The organism is Ichthyobacterium seriolicida (assembly GCF_002369955.1).
In the GTDB taxonomy this organism is placed as follows: domain Bacteria; phylum Bacteroidota; class Bacteroidia; order Flavobacteriales; family Ichthyobacteriaceae; genus Ichthyobacterium; species Ichthyobacterium seriolicida.
Window position 1 is genome coordinate 1,876,164 of sequence record NZ_AP014564.1, and the last position, 18,059, is coordinate 1,894,222.

Genomic DNA, 18,059 nt, shown 5'->3' on the forward strand with positions numbered 1-18,059 from the left:
TAACAGAAATAACAAACATCTCCACGGAAAAGTATAGTATAAAAAATTAAAAAAAGCGACAAGCAACCTACATCACACTGCTACAACCACTCAACCCTTGCTACATTCCTGTCCTGGGGGATTAAATAGGAGCTAGTTGCGTAGAACTCGCCGCTTTATTATATCACTTAAGTACTTATTCTTGTTCTTAACCTTAAATTTTTACAGATTTAACCGTTTTAACAATTCTCCCAGCTACAGAGTAAGGATCAGCATTAGATGCTGGCCTTCTATCCTCTAACCATCCTTTCCAGCCTTGAGTTACAGTTATCAATGGGATTCTTATGGAAGCCCCTCTATCGGAGATACCATAACTAAAATCATGTATAGATGCCGTTTCGTGTAATCCAGTCAATCTTTGATCGTTATACGCTCCATAACTATCTATATGTTCCTTTGTAACAGATCTAAAAGACTCACATATTTTCATATAAATATCTTCAGATCCACACGTTCTCAAAGTGTGATTAGAAAAATTAGCATGCATCCCAGATCCGTTCCAGTCACCTTTTATTGGTTTGGGATGATAATCTATATACAAGCCTTTTTTCTCTGTTAACCTCTCTAGCAAAAACCTAGCCACCCACATCTCATCTCCTGCTTTTTTAGCTCCCTTTGCAAACAATTGAAACTCCCATTGACCTATGGCCACCTCTTGGTTAATCCCTTGTATATTTATCCCAGATTCTATACATAAATTAGAGTGTTCCTCTACTATACTCCTCCCGTAAGATCTGTTACCTCCAATAGAACAATAATACATCCCCTGAGGCTCTGGCGAACCATTGAAAGGGAATCCTATAGGTAATTTTGTATTGCAATCCATAATGAAATACTCCTGTTCAAATCCAAACCAGAAATCATTATCGTCATCGTCAATTTTATGTCTAGAATTAGACTTATGAGGAGTCCCATCGGCATTTAGAACTTCTGTCATAATTAGATAACCATTTTCCCTAGAGGGATCAGGATAAATAGCCACAGGCTTCAATAAACAATCTGAAGAACCACCATCAGCCTGCCTTGTAGAGCTACCGTCAAAAGACCATAACTTACAATCCTCTAGCTTACCACTAAAATTATCTTCTATTTTCGTCTTACTCCTTAGGTTAGACACTGGGGAATACCCATCTAACCATATGTATTCTAATTTTGCTTTCAATTTTTTTCTAATTACCTAGGGTAGGGATCTTTGCTCATGTCCCAAGTTTAAAAATTAGACGACAAAGTTAGAGATTTTTTTAAATATAAATCCACATACAAATGGTTTAATTTACACATTTAATGATCAGATTAATCATAAATTACCTATCATTTCTTCTGGTCTAACCCATTTGTCAAATTCCAATTCAGTTAGATACCCCAATCTCACAGCCTCCTGTTTGAGAGAAGTACCATTCTTGTGAGCTGCTTTAGCTATTTCTGCAGATTTTTCGTAACCTATTTTTGTATTCAAAGCAGTTACTAACATAAGTGAATTGTCTAAATGACGTTTTATATTAACGTAGTTGGGCTGTATGCCATACACACATTTTTCTGTAAAAGATACACAAGCATCTCCTATCAATCTAGAAGACTGCAATAGATTGGCTATTATAACAGGCTTAAAAACATTCAATTGATAATGACCGTTAGAACCAGCTATAGAAATTGTGACATCATTTCCCATCACTTGAGATGCCACCATAGTAATAGCCTCACATTGTGTAGGATTTACTTTTCCAGGCATGATAGATGAACCAGGTTCATTAGAAGGAATAATTATTTCTCCTATCCCCGAACGAGGGCCTGATGACAGCAACCTAATATCATTAGCTATTTTCATTAAAGATACAGCTATTTGTTTTAAAGCGCCGTGAGACTCTACAATTGCATCATTAGAAGCCAATGCTTCAAATTTATTTTCTGCTGTTTTGAATGGCAACTCAGTAAATTTGGAAATATACTCAGCGACTTTTACACTGTAATTTGGAGGAGTGTTTATGCCCGTACCTACAGCCGTCCCTCCTAGAGCTATCTCCGAAAGGTGATTTAAAGTATTTCTCAACGCTTTTAAACCGTGATCTAATTGAGATACATATCCAGAAAACTCTTGACCTAAAGTGAGAGGTGTAGCATCCATAAGGTGAGTCCTACCTATCTTGACTACACGTTTAAATTCTTCTGATTTTTCTCTTAAAACATCTCTTAATTTCTCCACCCCCGGCACAGTTATCTCTATTATAGATTTATACGCTGCAATGTGCATAGCAGTTGGAAATGTGTCATTAGATGACTGAGATTTATTAGCATCGTCATTTGGATGAACGAATCTAGTTTTATCTCCTAAGCTGTTTCCTAATAACACTTCTGCCCTATTGGAGATGACCTCATTTACATTCATATTAGACTGTGTCCCAGATCCCGTTTGCCATATTACCAATGGAAATTCTTCTTCGTGTTTTCCCTCCAAAATTTCATCACATACAGCAGATATAACATCCCTTTTTTCTTTTGTCAAAATACCTAATTCACAATTTGTATAAGCCGCAGCCTTTTTTAAATATGCAAATCCCTCTATAACTTCTTTTGGCATAGATCCTGGATTACCAATTTTGAAGTTGTCTATAGACCTCTGTGTCTGTGCTCCCCAATATTTTTCTGCAGGCACTTTTACTTCACCCAAAGTATCTATTTCTATACGATATTCTTCCATTGTTTATTAGTATTTTCAAGATTAAGATTATGACACGAGGTCACAGTCGCGAAATAAGTAAAAAAATATACTCTTCTACAAGGTTTATTTCATAAAAACTTACGGTATAAATCATTTTCTAATAACTCTGTATGAGTTCCTCGTGCTAACACTTCTCCATTGGCTAAAACCAATATCTGATCCGCCTTTTTTATTGAAGAAACTCTATTGGTAATCATTATAGATGTCCTGCTTTTGAAAAAGAAACTCAGATAAGACAATATATCTTCTTCAGTTTTAGTATCTATGGCAGAGAAACAATCATCTAATATTAATATTTTGGGATTTTTAATTATAGCCCTCGCTATGGATATTCTCTGTTTCTGTCCACCAGAGAGAGTTATTCCCCTCTCACCTATCATAGTATTGTATTTATCTGGGAAACTCATTACATCATTGTGTAATGACACTTTTTTTGATATATCCTCTATCTCTTCTTGGCTCACATCCTTATTGCCAAATCTTATATTCTCACTTATGGTATCCGAAAATAAAAATGATTCCTGGGGCACATAACCTATACTCTGTCTTAAATCATCTAAATTTATTTTTGAGATATCTGTATCATCTATGTATACCCTTCCACTTGTAGTTTCATATAATCTAGTTATAAGCTCCACTATAGTAGATCTTCCACTTCCTGTTTTGCCTATTACACCTAACATTTCTCCTCCTTTAATATTAAAGGAAATATCTTTTAATGCATGGATACCTGTATTTTCATATACCAAATTGACTTTGTCGAATGTTATATTTCCCGATATTTTAGTTCTCTCTTTGGTGTTATTTACAATCTCAGGCTTTTGAAACAAAAATTCATTAATACGATCTTGAGAAGCTTCCGCCTTTTGAATAATAGAAGCAACCCATCCCACACTAGCAATCGGCCATGTCAATATATTTATATATATGATAAATTCAGCTATAACACCAGTTGTAATATATCCTTGCATAACCCTCTGTCCGCCCACGTACACAACTAACAAATTACTAATACCTACAAGTAATACCATAGATGGAAAGAATAAAGCTTGAATTTTTACCAAACTTAGATTTTTAACCTTACCCTCTTTGGTTATTTTTTGGAATTGCCTTTGAGTATTTTCCTCTACAGCATATGATTTTATCTCTCTTATACCAGAAAAGATCTCTTGTGAAAAAGTGAAAACACTCGATAACTGCTTCTGTATATCTTCGCTCTTGGAGTTAATCTTATCACTGACCTTGTATATTATGAAAGATAAAAAAGGAAGGGGAATAATCGACCACAAAGTTAAAATCACATCTATTCTAAACATATTAGAAATGGTGATCAAAATAAGTGTCAGTAAGTTTATACTATACATACACGCTGGACCTAAATACATCCTGACATGAGACAAATCTTCTGTGATCCTATTCATCAAATCTCCCGTTCTATTCTGTTTATAAAAATTCAGCGATAACTTTTGATAATGAGAATAAATATCATTCTTAATATCATATTCTATCATCCTGGACATTACTATTATAGTCTGCCTCATCATAAACAAAAAAAAACTACGCAAAAACGTAGCTGCTATAACCATCAATCCCAGATAGATAAGAGAATCTATAATCTCTGACTTAGATAAATTTCCACTTATTACATCTGATATATCATCGAATAACCTACCTACTAAATTTGGCATTACCAAGGCGAAAATATTTCCCCCTACCACAAAAAAAACACCTAATAAAAAACGGTATTTATATCTGAAATAATATTTGTTTAAGGAATATAGTGAACTCATAAAATGACAAACAGAATTTTTAATTAAAAAGCATCTCTACTGTGTTTCCATCTTCTATGAGACCATAGCCAATACTCAGGTTTTTTTCTTATAGAATTCTCAAGAGTTTTAAAGACCTCTTTTGTTATCTCTAATTTCTCTGTATCTCTAGGATTTTCGAATAATAATCTGAATGTAGTATTGTAATATCCCCTTTTGATTTTTTGAACGTCCATATATACAACTACAAAATCAAACATTTTAGAGATCCTCTCCACCCCAGTAAAAACTGGAGTATCTTGATTTAAAAAATTAATATAACCGCTAATATTATCAATATGTGGACTTTGATCAGCTACGAAATAGTATATGGATTTTTTGTTTCTATCTCTTAACATCATCTTTTGAATCTCATCCATAGTGAATACTTCCAATCCAAATGCCGTTCTGCTAGACACGACTAATTTATCTATAGATCTATTTCTAATAGGATTATAAACAGCTTTAATTTGAGTCTCTTTATTTTTTAGTACCAAAGGTAATTCAGAAATCCATTCCCAGTTTGCATAATGTCCTGTTACCATGATAATACTTCTACCCTTATCTATAAACTCATCTAATAATTCAATATTATCTTGGCGCATTCTACTGATAAAAACTTCCTTTTTAATCGATATAGGTTTGAAAATTTCTATTGTCATATCTGATAGATGCTTATAAAATTTCTTGGAAATTTCCTTTATCTCTTTATTTGTCTTTTTGGGAAAAGATTTTTTTAGGTTTTCAAAAACTACCTTTTTTCTATACTTGACTATCCTATACATTACGAAATATAATATATCAGATATAAAATACAGAAAAGGAAAAGGTAATTTTGATAGAGTTCTTATAAAGAAAAACATGTGTCTTGTAATAGACTACAAAATTACTACAAGATAAACAACGACATACAGAAATACAAAAAAGAAGCCGTCTCATTAATGAAATGAGGCTTTTTTAATTTTTGGTATTTAGCATTCCATTTTACTTTCCTTTTAAAAGGAAGGTTCTTTTTATGAGACCTTTTTTCGAAGATTGTGTGCCAAAGCATGTAATCCAAATTCTAATTCTGCTTTTTTAATCCCTTTATGTGTAAATCTCTTGAAGTTTCGGTTTGATTTGATATGTCCGAAGACAGGTTCTACATCTGATGTTCTTTTTTACGTCTATTTTGACCTTCATTACTCTTGAGCCTATTACGCATTATATTCTTGTGCCTTTCAAGATGATGATTACGTTCTATCTTTCTATTGTACTTTGATTTATGGCAAAGCCCTCGTAGTGAACAACCTTGACAATTTTGTGCTTGATATACGCTGGAAGTCTGATTGTAACCTGATTTTGTAGTATTCTTTCATTCATAGATTTTATCCATTCTTTGGCCCATAGGACAACACATAGTTATCTTCTTGTTCATTATAATGAAGATTATCTCTATGAAAGTCAACATTAGAGTTTTTCTTTCGATTAGATTTATAAGTCCGTTGCTCTTTATCAAAAGTGTTATACTTAACATATCCACTTATTTCAACATCTTCTAGGTATTGGTAATTTTCTTCACTCCCATAACCAGCATCTGCACTAAGGTATTTGGGAAGTGATTGATATAGTTTCTCGTAAGACTGTAAATGAGGTTTTAGTGTATGGATGTCATTTGTATTCTGATGTAGACTGTAGTGTATGATAAACTGTGATTCTGTACTGATTTGAACATTATACCCTGGCTTTAATTGACCATTGAGCATATGATCTTCTTTCATGCGCATAAAGGTAGCGTCAGGATCCGTTTTACTATAGCTGTTACGACCTGATAGTATTTGTTCTTGTTGCTGATACTTTTCAAGGTTGATTGGGAAATTCTTTTCCATATAGCGTGCCTTGGCTTTGGCTTTACTGCTTGCTTTGGTATTACCTTTGAGTATCTTATTGATTTTAGTAGCAGTCTTTTCTACTTTCTCTTTATCAATCTTGCTAAAGTCTTGAGCGGTAGGATCTAGATCTTCTTCATCTGCGATACTCTAAGCATACTGCCACATATTTTCCAGTTGCTCGGACATTTTCTCTTTACGAGTCTTAATCGCATTACCCCAAACAAAAGTATAACGTCCAGCCATGGATTCAATTTTAGTCCCATCTGTAAAGACTTCCTTGAGGGTTAACAAACCTTCATCTGCCAATAACAAGACCACTTGTTTGAAAATATCTTTAAAAATGGTCTTGAGTTTTTTACTACGGAATCGAGCAATGGTATTGTGATCTACTACCTGTTGAGCTGAAAGCCACATATAAATGATGTTTTCACGCATTGCCTTGTCAATTTTTCTTGAAGAATAGGTATTATCCATGTAGGCATATACCATTACTTTGAGCATCATCTTAGGATGGTAGCTTGGTTTGCCTTCTTTACTGTACTCAGAAATCAATAAATTGAGGTTTAGTTGTTCAATCACACCATTGACAACTCGCACAGGATGATCTGCAGGAATCAATTCTTCGATACTAGGTGGAAAAAGCCAATTTTGTCCTTGGTTATAGTCCCTGAAATTTGTATTCATACTATTTGATTATCAATCAGTTAGCAAGATACAAATTAACCTAGATTATTCATGGTTATATTTCAATATTTGATATGAGGTATTAATTTTAAAGGGTTTTAACCAAATCTAGACCACTTTAGATGGTCCCCAAAAATGGGGAACAAAAATACATTGTTTATAAACTTGAGTTAGATGGATATTTCCTTAGAAATACTGAATAAAACAATACTTTTAACCTGAAAAATTCATGTGACTATGAATAATCTGGGTTAACGGGTAAAAACTACACTTTTAAACAAAAAAACTACCTCGGTTTTGAGACGGCTTCTTTCACATTCAAATTAATCTGAGAAAAATCTTTTCCCAAGATGAGGAAAAATACTATAATCTATGTTAAAAATGTCTATTCCTTAACTGAAGGATCTTTATCACTCTTCTCCGAAGAAGAATCAGCATCAACATCAGTATCAGTTTGTAATGAATCATCACTTAAAGGAGCTGCAATAGGATCTACATCTGGCAAATACAAATTTTCAATATGTTCTTCCACATCAGAAACTGGAATTTCATTTTGTATAACAAAATTAGATGATACAACTAACACGACTAACAGAGAGAACAAAATCCATGTACTTTTTTCTAAAAAATCATTAGCTTTTTGCACTCCTACCACATTAGTAGCGCTTGCTCCAAAAGTTGAAGATAAGCCTCCTCCACTTGGATTTTGAACTAGAACAACCAACACCAATAACATACAAATGACTACTATCAGTATCACCAATAATGCATAAACTCCCATAGAAATCTTTTTAAATTTTGCAATGCAAATCTAATTAATTATTTACAATATCCGCTAATTAAATGATAAGCCCCAATCATATCATCCTAAAAAAAAGTATTTCTAAACCTTAGTTCTGTTTATTATTATTTAGAAATAAAAATTATCATGTAAAGTAATCACATAAAAAAAATGGAGCAAAAAGCCCCCTTTTCTATTGTAAATAATTGATTTTTTAAATACTACTAACTAGACGCAGTAGCATTGATTGTTAACTTGTAGTATTTTTTTTGCTTGTTCCATCTTGTGCTACTACTGTGAATTTATAACTAATTGCGCTAGCGCCAGAAGTTCCTTTAAAGACTATTGTAGCAGCACTAGACTTGGTTGCTGAATATGTAAACTGCGAGTTATAAGGAAGCCTTATAAATATACTATCTCCGACTATATCTCCAGATTTAGTCTCAAACTTATCTGGGTAACCTTAGAATCTACAACAATAACTTTTCCTTTGGCCCTAGGAGGAGTTTTAGTAATAAAGAGTTTTTCGTAGAACTCGGAGACATTATTATCATCAGTTAGATTCTTACTCTTATCGAAAAAGCCCTAGAACTAAAGATTAGTTCTAGGGCTTTTTCGGCTGTATCATTTGGTTTTCTACATGAGAAAACTACTAGACCAAATGTCTAGTAGCGATAAGATTTTAAATAAATATTTCATTTTAAAAACGAGGACGAGTATTCTTATTCTTAAATATCAATTTGTAGAACTTTTTGTTTATTCCATTTTGAGCTACTACTTTAAAAATTATACCGTTATCTACAAGAGGCATTGGATTATACATCTTAAATCCTGTATTAGGAATTATTGGACAGATTTTTTGTTTATACTTAACATCGCAATCTGTTCCGTTAACACCTTCAACACTAAAAAACGCCCCATCAGGAAGCACAGCTCCATCAGCTATAAACTCAAAATTCGGCATTGTAAACTTTGGGTTGTCACCATCATAATCATGAGCGAGAATCCCAATATCAAATGATTTCTCTGGGTTACTGATAGTAGTCGAAACAAAATGGTGACTCAAGGTCCCTCCCTCAAAATGCATTTCTATAGCGTTTGCTTCTGAATCTCCATTTTTACTAGTTAATGCAGTAGTAAGCACAGGTGTAACAGCTTTAGAAGTTTTACTTAAACCATTACACTTTCCATGATTTTTACCGTTTACTTCGGCATTTTCACACACATAACTATTATTAGCAGTAATAGTTTCCTCTAGCTTTTTATATTGGTGATTTCTAGTAAAAGAAAGGTTGTTAATAGGAGAGTCTACAGTTGTATCAGTAGGAAAAAGATCACATTTATCTGATGCTGATTTAGCCGCATCTTTATCGTACTTAAAATGAATAGAATACTCCTTTTCAATATCCTTATCTCCTATTTTCTTAGGAAGTTTTTTAACTACACCTGTAATCATTTTTTGATGAGTAAACTCATTTGCTCCTATACTGATAGGTATATCGAAAGTAGCAGGACTAGTGCCTGGAGCACTTGAAGAAGTAATTGTAGCAGTAAGGATGCCAGCTTCATCTAATTTTAACGCTGGGTTATATGGCATTTTTACATAAATATTATCTCCTTCAATAGTAATTTTTGAGTTAAGCGCTTTTTGCTCTTCAGTATATGCTGATATTGCTCTCTCAGGAGTCTTTATAATAAATAAGCTCTTAAACAAGTCACTAACGTCTTGTTTGTCTTCAACAGTAACCTTGTTCTTCTCCGCTAAGAAATCTATACTTTTAACCTCCGTTATTTGATTTTTATCAATCTCTTTTCCACAAGAGAAAACAATAACACCTGATGTTAGCATTGCTAACAAATTTCTAAACATTTTTTTCATTTTTTTTTAGATTTAAAATTTAATAAATAACAAACCGCTCATTTACTACATGAGTAGTTTACTAAATTAATGTTATTTTTTTAATTTTTTAAAACTTTTCTTTGATGTTTAAAATATTTGCCGACAGAACGCACATCGCAGAAAAGGAAGAACTTAAAAACCTGAGTTTGATTAATAAAAACTCTATAACCTTTGAATTTATTGAGGTCAATAGATTATTAGTGTAATTATTTGAATACTTATGAAGCGACTTAGTGGAAACCTGATATTTTTTGCATAAAAATATTCAAATGATTATAAATACAGCCCTCTCTAACCTTAGTAAAAAGACTTTCAAATGGTTTAATCAACCAATTTATTAATCAAACTCAGGTTTTAAACGATAGTGTCTTTTTATGCCAGAATAATATAAATATATATCATAAGCCTAATACACATGCCTTGTGATACCTTTTACTTACACCCTCATGATTTGTAAACTCCATGAATATTATATAAATCCCTTGTCTAGCTCTATCTCCTCTTTCGGTATCTCCATTCCAAGTGACATATCCCCTAGATGGTAAATTCTCATTTTCCACTATCTTTTTCACTATAAAACTATTGTCATCTAATACATATATTCTAGCCTGAGACTGCTCTTTGATATCGTATTCTATTTTTAGTAAATCATCTATTCCATCCCCATTGGGAGAAAACACATTATTCTCAAAATATATAAAATCCCTTTTCACAAAAGTCTCGTTATTTATTTGTTGAGAATTTCGCATGGCTGGAGTAGCACCTATTTTTACTGCTGCACTAGTCCAATTATTCTCATTAGATTTTCTGTTTACATCTATTCGCTCTAAGGATATTCCCGTCCTATCCTTTAGCCATTTGAAATGCATCTTTGATGTATATGACACACTGTCCATAATTGATTTTTCAGGTGTTAAAAGACATACTTTGCCATTATCTTTAGGAATAGAAGGAAGAGGCATTTCTATATAAGATCCCTCCACAGAGTAAAATTTGTTAAGGGCATCTACGGTTTTGGTAATAGCTATGTATTGATCAGGCTTCATTAAAAAAGGAGCTATCTTCTTAAGATTCTTATCAATAGAGTTAGAAATATAAAAATTTTCTATTTGTATGTGTTTGTCAGTAGAGTTATAAATTTCCAAAAACTTAGACCCTTTTTTATTTGGATTAGAAAGAATTTCTGTAAAAATAATATCTCCATTTAGTGGTTTGTAATTTGAAAATACTACTTTTTGCACAGGTGTTTTATCTATTTCAAAACCGTCTATGAGAGCTGGAGATAATTCTTTTATAGTGAGTTGAAAATCATCATTGGGAAAATTATCGTCAAAAACTAAGGATAGGATATTGCCTTTTTTAATAACTTCTTTTGGCATGCCTATGTTTTTATTAACTGTATAATTAGAAATATCAAGTGATGAATCTGACAATACACAATTGAAAAATAATTTAACAATTCTTTGATCTTTCAGTTCTATTTTCTGTAAATATGGAGGAGCTATCTCCTTGATGACTGAAATGACCGTATCTAATTTTGGGATTTTAAATCCGCTTATATCATTTGCCTCTATTCCTTTCAGTTTTATTTTATAATTGGTATTGAGCTCAAAATTTCCATCTAGCGCATCAATTGTAATGCTACGTTTATTGACATGAATAGAAGCTACTTTCATTTTATCGATTAGGACGTTTTGCTCTTTAACACTGTTTTTATTTATATCCATATTGAAAACTATCGATAGTTGTGATGGAGACAAAAAAGAAGCTTTAAGTATTTTTAGGTCTAAGACTCTAAACGACAAACTAGTTTTTATACTCCTAGTTTTAAGTCCTGTAAATCCTTTGAATTTCTCTGCTAAAATTGGTTTTACGATTATATCATAAGAGATATTTGAAGAGAGCTTTTTGTTGAGTAATATTTCTACTGTACGATTTTCTCTATTATATATGGCCTTGTTCACAACAGTATTGTTTGTAAGAATATAATTATTCCTATTTGTAGCGGATATAGGATCCATAGGTGTAGAAAACTTTATCACAAAAGTTGAGTCTGTCATTATTTTCAAGCTGTTTATATGAGGTTTTGGCATTTTTATCAGAAATTGTCTTTTATGCGGCTCAGCTTTTTTTACAGGAAAATTAGATTTTCTCTTAGAAAATAATTTTGTCACATCTAACAAATACATATTATTTGGGATAATGGAAGAATCACTTAAGTGTAATTCTAGAACTCTATTTTCATCGCTCCAAGATCGAAGGCCAAAAGTCAAAAGATCTGATTTAAACTCTACTTGATCCTCTTGTATGGGGATATTAAAATTCAACTTTAACAACTTAGGATTTAAGACTTCTATACTATTTAGTTTGGGAACAGGCAATTCGTAAAAGAGATTATTTTTTATAAAATCAGGGTTTTTGTTTCCATTTTCACCTTCTAAATTTCTTATGTGGAGAGTATATCTCTTTCCCTCTGTCATGATTTTTGAAAAATAAAGTTTAATATTTTTCTCTTTTTCATTGTAAATAACACTCGCTGGAGGACCTATTTCGCTCAATTGATAATTGCTATTTGATAAAGCGGACGTTCTCTTAACCTTATCAGATAGAGATATTTGTATGCTGTCTACCCCTATAATTTTTACTTGCTCAATCTCTGTGGACGAATTACCCTCTTGTCTTATAGAAATATCATCGAAGAAAAAATGCATATTCTTAGTCTTAGAGAATTGAACTAAAATGCCAAAATACATTGGATTTACATCTATAATCCCTCTATAAGTGCCAATGGATACAAAATTTTCTCCACCTTCCTTATCTGCAAAAAAGGACCAGGCCCCATCTGTATAAGTTATTCTAAGTCTGAGAGATAATTTATTTTTAGAGTTTAAAATCTTTTGTCCATTATCAGATTGAAATAATTTCGATTTAATCTTACCCTTTTGTTTATACAGACTTATTTTGTCTTTTACTCCACTTTCTCCTCCTATTTTTATGCAAAATCCATTGAGAGACTCTGTTAAATTTTGATTGTCGGAGATCAGATATATAAGGGTGTTATTGCTAGAAGAGGGATTTCCGCTATAAGCGCAATAGAATTCCCAAATAATATGATTTGATAAAGTAGATTCAGTACACAGATAAGCTTTTTTAGATTTAGATAAATCATTTAGTTGTAGCTGACCGTGTTCATTTACTTTGAATTTATCCCTTTCGCCTTCCCACCTAGGATTTGTAGATATATCTTTATTAGAAAAATCATCTATAACCTGAGAATACAGCTGCCATGGAAATACTAACAAAAAACATAATATTCTAATCATTTCAATTAAAAAGTTAAATGTTAATGATTGAATTTCAAAATATTTGAAATATTATTTATACCATATTTTTCTCCGAAGAGTTCCTCTTTTTAAGCTCTTCTATTACTTGTTTTACTTTATCTTCACTTTCTATTTTTCGAATTGAAATATTTTTTTCTGTTTCGCAGATTACATAATTTTTGAGTCCCTCCACTACTATTGTTTTTTCTTTACCCACGTGAACTATACAATTTTCAGATTCGTAAAATACAGCATTGTCATGGGCCGTGGCATTTCCTTTTTCATCAATTATAAAATATTCTGATACACTTTTCCAAGTTCCCAAATCTGACCAGATAAAATCTCCAATCAGCATAGATATGTTCTCAGCATTTTCCATAATGCCGTAGTCTACAGATATATTTTCTAATTGTGGATATATCTCCTTTATGTATTCCTCCTCTCTTTGGGTGCCGAAATAATCTAATCCCTCTAAAAACTTGTTATTGATAGAAGGTAAATATTCTTCTAAAGCAGATACAATAGTATCTGCAGACCATAAAAAAATACCCGAATTCCAAAAGTAATTTCCATTTTCAACAAATTCTTTAGCGGTTTTTAAATCTGGTTTTTCTATAAATGATTCTACGTGTTTTAAATCACTTTGGGCATAGTCGTCATTGTCATGATTTATTTTTATGTATCCGTAATTTACACTTGGAACATTAGGTTTTACACCTATGGTAAGTATTCTCTTATTTCTATCTACATAATCCAACCCTCTTAGTATTAACTCTTTGAATTTGGGAATATCCAAAACTAAATGATCGGCAGGCGATACCACAATATTAGCATTTTTGTCATTTAACTTTATCTTATGACTTGCATAGGCGATACAGGAAGCTGTGTTTTTGCCTTCTGGCTCTAAAAGTATTTGCTTTTTTTCTAATGCTGGAAGTTGTTCTAAACACAAACTCTCATACTTCACCGAAGTAACTACATAGAAATTACCATCTGGTATGATCCCACTAAATCTATCGAATGTGTGTTGTAAAAGAGTACGTCCTGTGGCTAAGATATCTGTGAATTGCTTTGGCTCTTGTTCAGTGCTAAATGGCCATAGACGAGTTCCTAAGCCTCCTGCCATTATTACACAATATCTATTGTTTTTCATATCTCAGTTTAGAAAGGCATCCAAATATATTAAAAACTAAAACATAGAATCAGAGATGTCTTTTTAAATTCCTTAAAATCTCAATTTCATTAATATTTATATTACAAATTGCATTTGCAAAAGCAAGCTTTTACTCAAAGAAGTACTTTCAACTGATTTATTAATTTGAAATTCTAAAGATGTCTTTAAGAATATATCTAGTTTCAAGAGGTTGATTCCTAATTTCATCTCCCATCCAGAATTATATCCATCAACTCTGGGATGTAAAAAACTATAAGAAGCATAAGGTTGAAGATCTAGATTATCTAAAAAATAACCCAACGTCAATGTAGTATTAGATCCTGTAAATCTATAACCTCCTGCATTTTTGCCATAATTGGTGTCTTGAAAAAGCGCATAGGCTGTTAGTCCTTTCATATCTAAATAGGCATCTACTGAAAAATGTAAAGCATCTTGATATTCTATCTGGTTTACGTTTGTTATCTCAGAGATCTTTTTTATAGGAGATGAATAGTCTTTTAGAGTAATAGATGCGTTTGGATGATACCAAATGCCTATCCCAATATTAAAAATATTCCCTTTTTCACTGAAAGTGCTACTCGACTTAAAAGGTAGTTTATCTCCTTCTTCATCTAAAAATTGATATTCCAATCTAGAAGTGTAATTCAATTTAGATCTCTGAGAATTAAAAATATTAGGCGATATATATGCTCCAGCATAAACCGATACATCTTTTGATATAGGAGTCTCATCATTTACAGCATATGAATTTTCAGCATCGTTTATAGTAAACGAATATTGTAACTTATCGGAGATTGTTCCTTTGATATAAAATCCAAATTCCCTTACAAACTGCCCTGTTCTACCGTAATTTAACCACGCTCTAGAGTTAGGGCTATCTATTGTCATAAACTTAAAACTCGATGATCTCTGTAATCTAGATATGCCGCTCCAGTAATGTAACCCCACTCCCAAATACACACTTTTATCTATCAACATATACTCTCCCCAAGCATCATTTACAAATATATCAGAACCTGATTTTCCATGCAGAGTAGCATTTTGAGCGTTAAACGAATGTGTCCCTATGTGTGTCAATACTAAAAACCTAGGAGAAAACTGTCCAACAGCTAAAATCCTAGATCTTCTAAAATTAAAAAAAGCTTTTTGGTTTTTATTTCCCAAGTTTTCGACTCCAACCCAAATTTGATTCCAAAGGATTAGTCTTAGATATTTAGAACCTGATTCATTCAATTCCAATTTTATAGGAGAGTATTTATGTAATTCCTCATCTTGATTTTCTTGAGAAAATCCCAAATTAAATAAAAGCACAAATGCAAACAAAAAAATATATCTATTCATAACTATAATATTTTTGAAGTTAATCTATTTTGGAATAAAGGCTGTTCCACTTTGATTCGCAGCCATTAATATCGCTGCGAAATATACTTATATTTATAAACTTATACTCTGATTTGAGTTAATATTTATTAAAAAGAACAGTCAATAAAAACATGAGTTCAATTAATAATTTGTTTGGTAAAAATGCTTGAACCTCTTTAATTAACTAGGATTAAAGAGACTCATATTTGTGATAAATCGAGTGTTTTTTGCGCGAAAATTGTTAAATTTCTATTAAATCGCCTCATAAGCATAAAAGAGGCTAAAACTAAAGGTGTATTTCCTTAAATCCGATTTAATTTACAAGGAGTAATATTTTCTTTTAATATTACAAAATAAACTACTAACTTCGCAGACTTTTTAACTAAAACTACAAAGCTTGAATATTGTGTGTTTACCTTTAAACTAAGCTTTTAGTTTATTGTTTTATTATTTTAATTTAAATATTTATGAAGTCAAAAATTTTACTGTTTTATTTATTTGTTTTTCAAATTATGTCCTTTACTTCTTGTACAAAAGAAAAAAAAGTAGAAAATACTTCAGATGAAGTAAAAAATAGTTCAGATACTGTTTCTTTAACTTCTTTCAGTTTGAAATTTGATTCTGATAAGAATAAAGATCTGAGTAAAGATATAAAAGGAGTTATCGATTCTAAAGATTCTACTAAGATATCTGTTGTTTTACCTTACAAAAAAAGAGAATTAAGAAAAAATTTAGTTCCTACAATAAAGTTTATAGGTAAAAAAATAGAACCTGACCCTAGTAAAATTACAGATTTTTCGAAATCTGTAGCTTTTACAATTACTTCTGAAAAAGGAGAATCTAAAACTTATACAGTAACTGTTTCTTTGTCGGAACCAAGCTCTGAGAATAAAATATTGTCTTTCAAATTTAAAGCTGATAAGAATAACGGTCTGAGTAAAGATATAGAGGGAGTTATTGATTCTGAAGATTCTACTAAGATATCTGTTGCTTTACCTCACAGCAAAGGAAAATTAAAAACAAATTTAGTTCCTATAATAGGTTTTGCAGGAGAAACAATAAAACCTGACCCTAGTAAAATTACAGATTTTACAAACCCTGTAGCTTTTACAATTACTTCAGAAAAAGGAGAATCTAAAACCTATACAGTAACTGTTTCTGTATTACCTGAGAATGCTGAAAATGAAATATTATCATTTAGTATTACAAAACCTAATGGCGTGAAAGCGAAAATATCGACAAGTATAGATAAAATAAATTCAGTCATATCTATATCAGTAACAGATTTATCTTACTATGAATTAGCAAAAATAACAAAGATAGTGCCGTCGATAGAGATTTCAAACCTTGCTTCTATATCTCCTAATTCTAATAATATAGACCTTTCAAAGACAGAAGCTGTCAAATACACAGTAACAGCAGGAAACGGAGAAACTAAAGATTACACTGTGACTATTACCCATGAGTTAAAGAAATTTATTTCTAAGTGGAAAACTACTTCAAACAACGAACAAATAAAATTGCCTATTTACGATGGTGGAGAATATGACTTTACAGTAGATTGGGGCGATGGTTCAGAAAAGCAAAAAGTTACTTCTCATACTGGAGCTTCACATACTTATACAACAGCAGGTGAGTACACCGTTACTATTACAGAAAAAATAGAAGGTTTTAACTTTGGTAAAGTCTTCAATTGTATAAGAACTAATCCTTATAGTTTTGATAAGTCTTCTGGTGATTATCCGAGTCCTGATTGCTATAATACAGACGAGATAATAAATATTTCATCTTGGGGTGATCTGAAATTACTCAACAGTATTGAATATACAGAAGATCGTAAATCTAAATATTATGGAAGTTTTGAGGAATGTTCCAAGTTAGTAACTTTACCTATGGAAGCGCCTAATTTAGAGGGGGTTACTAATATAGCGCGGATGTTTTCAGGAGCTAAAGCTTTCAATGGAAATATAGGCAGTTGGAATGTTTCTAAGGTTACTAATATGGAAAGTATGTTTTTAGGAGCTGAAGCTTTTAATCAAAATATAAGCAGTTGGAATGTTTCTAAGGTTACTAATATGGAAAGTATGTTTGAAAATGCTACATCTTTCGATCAAAATATAGGCATTTGGAATGTTTCTAATGTTACTAATATGGTAAGTATGTTTAAGGTCGCTACATCTTTCAATGGAAATATAGGCAGTTGGAATGTTTCTAATGTTATTCATAGGCTAGAGATGTTTTATTTTGCTAAAAATTTTAATCAAGATTTAAGTTCTTGGGATTTGCCATATAATGGAATTCAAAATTTTAGTTTAATGTTTCGACGTTCAGGAATGCCTTATATTGAAGGCGCTGCTAATAGCAAGCATCCTGAAAACAAATCTGAATAGTATAATTATTG

The 18,059-nt window shown here is 31.8% G+C and carries 10 protein-coding genes, 1 other RNA gene and 1 pseudogene; 1 reads left to right on the forward strand and 11 read right to left on the reverse strand.

The features are described 5' to 3' along the window. Positions 1–53 precede the first annotated feature (53 nt). The 11 genes and pseudogenes from ffs to JBKA6_RS07270 all read right to left on the reverse strand — a co-directional run bounded on the left by ffs (position 54) and on the right by JBKA6_RS07270 (position 15,637). Positions 54–153: signal recognition particle sRNA small type (gene ffs / locus JBKA6_RS07220), an RNA gene on the reverse strand. Between the two features lie 40 nt (positions 154–193). Further along, positions 194–1,201, reverse strand: a complete 1,008-nt coding sequence (locus JBKA6_RS07225; protein WP_096687249.1) for a glutamine synthetase beta-grasp domain-containing protein — start codon at positions 1,199–1,201, stop codon at positions 194–196. A gap of 135 nt (positions 1,202–1,336) precedes the next feature. Then, complete coding sequence (gene fumC / locus JBKA6_RS07230) at positions 1,337–2,734, reverse strand: class II fumarate hydratase (protein WP_096687251.1); 1,398 nt, start codon at positions 2,732–2,734, stop codon at positions 1,337–1,339. Between the two features lie 89 nt (positions 2,735–2,823). Then, complete coding sequence (locus tag JBKA6_RS07235; RefSeq protein WP_096687253.1) at positions 2,824–4,545, reverse strand: ABC transporter ATP-binding protein; 1,722 nt, start codon at positions 4,543–4,545, stop codon at positions 2,824–2,826. Positions 4,546–4,568: 23 nt separating this feature from the next. Next, on the reverse strand, positions 4,569–5,426 hold the full coding sequence (locus JBKA6_RS07240; RefSeq protein WP_096687255.1) for a lysophospholipid acyltransferase family protein: 858 nt from the start codon (positions 5,424–5,426) through the stop codon (positions 4,569–4,571). A 150-nt stretch (positions 5,427–5,576) separates the two neighbouring features. Then, positions 5,577–7,118: pseudogene (locus JBKA6_RS07245) on the reverse strand (IS1182 family transposase). A 385-nt stretch (positions 7,119–7,503) separates the two neighbouring features. Continuing rightward, positions 7,504–7,899, reverse strand: coding sequence for a preprotein translocase subunit SecG (gene secG, locus JBKA6_RS07250; protein WP_096687257.1), 396 nt, complete (start codon positions 7,897–7,899; stop codon positions 7,504–7,506). Between the two features lie 700 nt (positions 7,900–8,599). Continuing rightward, complete coding sequence (locus JBKA6_RS07255) at positions 8,600–9,769, reverse strand: hypothetical protein (protein ID WP_157777006.1); 1,170 nt, start codon at positions 9,767–9,769, stop codon at positions 8,600–8,602. A gap of 428 nt (positions 9,770–10,197) precedes the next feature. Continuing rightward, positions 10,198–13,122: a lamin tail domain-containing protein gene (locus JBKA6_RS07260; protein ID WP_096687261.1), complete on the reverse strand. Its 2,925-nt coding sequence runs from the start codon at positions 13,120–13,122 to the stop codon at positions 10,198–10,200. 55 nt (positions 13,123–13,177) lie between these two features. Next, entirely contained in the window at positions 13,178–14,275 is a 1,098-nt protein-coding gene (locus tag JBKA6_RS07265) for a mannose-1-phosphate guanylyltransferase (RefSeq protein ID WP_096687263.1), read from the reverse strand. Between the two features lie 96 nt (positions 14,276–14,371). Next, positions 14,372–15,637, reverse strand: coding sequence for a hypothetical protein (locus tag JBKA6_RS07270; protein WP_096687265.1), 1,266 nt, complete (start codon positions 15,635–15,637; stop codon positions 14,372–14,374). Positions 15,638–16,125: 488 nt separating this feature from the next. Here JBKA6_RS07270 and JBKA6_RS07275 point away from each other — a divergent pair, with 488 nt between their 5' ends. Continuing rightward, complete coding sequence (locus JBKA6_RS07275; RefSeq protein ID WP_096687267.1) at positions 16,126–18,048, forward strand: BspA family leucine-rich repeat surface protein; 1,923 nt, start codon at positions 16,126–16,128, stop codon at positions 18,046–18,048. Positions 18,049–18,059 lie beyond the last annotated feature (11 nt).